Raw genomic sequence first — 2,801 nt, 5'->3', positions numbered from 1 at the left:
TAAAAGTGTAAAATAAATATATTGATAATATAAGCCCCCTAAGTACTTAGAGCATTTAATTAGGTAGGAGTGTAATTATGAAAAATGATATAGCGTTATTTAATGAAAAAAATGATTATTTAAGTGAAATTTTTAAAGAGGTTAATTATAGAGATTTTTATCGTGATTTATTTCCTATCGGTAGTTTTGAAAGAAAAGGTATTTATGAAGATAAAAAAGGGAATGGAATTGCTATTGCTATGAATGCTGATCGGCATTCCAGATATACTGTTACAGATGAATTATCTGAAATAGATGATTTAATTGATAATGATTTTGTAGTAATGAATGGTATTTCTTATTTTGGCAAACAAAGAATTATGAAAAATGCTAATTTTATGTATGCTTTGATATTTGATATTGATGGTATCAGTGATATGGGTAATTTAAAGACTTTAATTCATCATTTTAATAGTGATATAACTCCTAAACCGACTTATTTAGTCAATTCAGGTCATGGAGTTCATTTGTATTTTGTATTTAAAGAGCCAATACCACTTTATAATCACTTAAAAGAGCCTTTAAAAAGACTTAAATATGACTTAACTAGGAAAATCTGGAACCCTTACGTATCAAATATTAAAGAAGTTCAGTACCAAGGTCTTAATCAAGGTTTTAGAATGGTAGGAAGTCCTACGAAGTTTGGAAAAAAATATAGATTAAAAGCATATAAAACGGGCGATAAAGTAGAACTTGATTATTTAAATAAGTTTGTATTTGAAAAAGAAAATAGGGTTTTAGAAACGAATTATCAGAGCGAATTGACTTTAGAGCAGGCAAAAGAAAAATATCCCGATTGGTATGAAAGAAAAATCGTTAATCAGGAGAATAACAGTGAATGGACTGTAAATCGTGCTTTATATGATTGGTGGATTGAGAAAATAAAAGAAGGTGCTACTTACGGACACCGATATTTTTGTGTTATGGCACTATCAATATATGCAGTGAAATGCGATATTCCTTTTGAAGAATTAGAAAAGGACGCATATTCATTGATACCAGATTTAAATAATATTAGACCAGATGAGCCATTTACAAAGCATGATGTAGATTCTGCTTTGAAAGCATATGATCCATCTTATAAAAATTTTCCGAGAGCGGACATTGAAAAAATAACTTCAATATCAATTCCAGAGAATAAAAGGAATTACAGAACTCAAGTACAACATTTACAAATTGCGAGAGCGACCAGAGATATAGTTAATCCGAATTGGCGAGAAGGAAATGGGCGACCAAGCAAAGAAAAATTAGTTAAAGATTTCATAAAAGAAAATCCTGATTTGTCAGTTACTGAAATTGCCAGAGAATTAAATGTAAGTCGCCCAACAGTTTATAAATATTTGAAAAAATGATATGCTTAAAGCGTCCGATAGGGCGTCCGAATAGTAGTCCGACCTGTTTATGCCATTTTTTTTAAGGCTAAAATGTCAAAATACCCACTCGCCACTGCCTTTATGCGTGTGTAGTCAATCGAATTCTCCGATTGACTACACACGCATATCATAAGTGATACTTTGTATCTTGTATGAGCAGGCAGTGGCGAGTGGGTTTAGTATTATTGTGAGTGAAAAAGTAGTAATAAGTAATGGTTAAAAGATGTAGGAATGTATTAGAAAGATAGTAATAAAAGAGTGAGAAGTAGTAGAAAGGGGAATTTTATGAGTGGTGTAGTTATAACGGAAAAAGATAGATTTGTAATGGAGTTTTTATATAAGTTCAGAGTTGCGACTTCTATTGAATTATCGGCTTTATTGAATGTAACTAATTCTGGTGTCTATAAACGTATGAAACGGTTAGAAAATGTAGGACTTGTTAAAAAACAGCAAGTTATGATTTTAGAACACATTTATTTTTTATCAAATGAAGGTTACAGATTTTTGAATGAAAAAGGTAAAGAAGTAAATCTAAATACTTTAAATATATTTCATGAATTATTTTTAAGTAAAATAGGAACTGCATTATTAAGAGATACTTCTGATTTAGAATTAAGCGATATTTATACAGAAAAAGACCAATTTGCTTCCGAAAAAGATTTTTTTAAAGCAAGTAAAAAAGCATTTCCAGATCTTTATATTCCAAAATATAATGTGGTTGTTGAATATGAGAGAACAGAAAAAACAAAAGAACGAACAAAGAAAAAGATTATGAATAATTTTGAGAACTTTACTGATTGTAGTCAGATGTGGGTCTTGCCACGAGCAAGAAAAACTACAATAGAGATGTTAGAAAGCAATAGTTTTTTTATCAGTGCAATCGTATCAGAAGAGTATGTAGAGCAGTCATTTACAGATGATCGATGTACATTAGATTTAAAAGAACTAATAAAACACTAATGATAGTTCGTATAAGAGCGATTTAGAGCCGAATTAAGAGCTAAAACTGGTCTAGGTATATATTTACATTACTGCAACTGCTTTACCCCCCTTAAACCGCCCGTTTTGTCTTTTTTGTATGATATTTAAATTATACTAAAAGTGTAAATCTCTTCATTGATAATATAAGTGCTTAAACTTGCTTTAAGTCACTATTTTAATTATACTAAAAGTGTAAAATAAATATATTGATAATATAAGCCCCCTAAGTACTTAGACCAGATACAGAAATTCTTACATCAAAATCTTAATTTTTTTTATCTTAAAAGTGTAAAATAAATATATTGATAATATAAGCCCCCTAAGTACTTAGAGCATTTAATTAGGTAGGAGTGTAATTATGAAAAATGATATAGCGTTATTTAATGAAAAAAATGATTATTTAAGTGA

The 2,801-nt window shown here is 29.5% G+C and carries 2 protein-coding genes; both read left to right on the top strand.

What is annotated here, in order from left to right; translation table 11 throughout:
- Nucleotides 1-77 precede the first annotated feature (77 nt).
- Complete coding sequence (locus GVV10_RS09385; protein WP_159521996.1) at nt 78-1,391, top strand: HTH domain-containing protein; 1,314 nt, start codon at nt 78-80, stop codon at nt 1,389-1,391.
- A gap of 306 nt (nt 1,392-1,697) precedes the next feature.
- The gene (locus tag GVV10_RS09380; protein WP_159521994.1) at nt 1,698-2,372 is read left to right on the top strand and encodes a helix-turn-helix domain-containing protein; all 675 of its coding nucleotides are present in this window, start codon (nt 1,698-1,700) and stop codon (nt 2,370-2,372) included.
- The last annotated feature ends 429 nt before the right edge of the window (nt 2,373-2,801 follow it).

Source organism: Erysipelothrix urinaevulpis (assembly GCF_009828835.1).
GTDB lineage: Bacteria > Bacillota_I > Bacilli_A > Erysipelotrichales > Erysipelotrichaceae > Erysipelothrix > Erysipelothrix urinaevulpis.
Note: the sequence above shows the minus strand (reverse complement) of the source record. Positions and strands in the feature narration are given on the sequence as shown.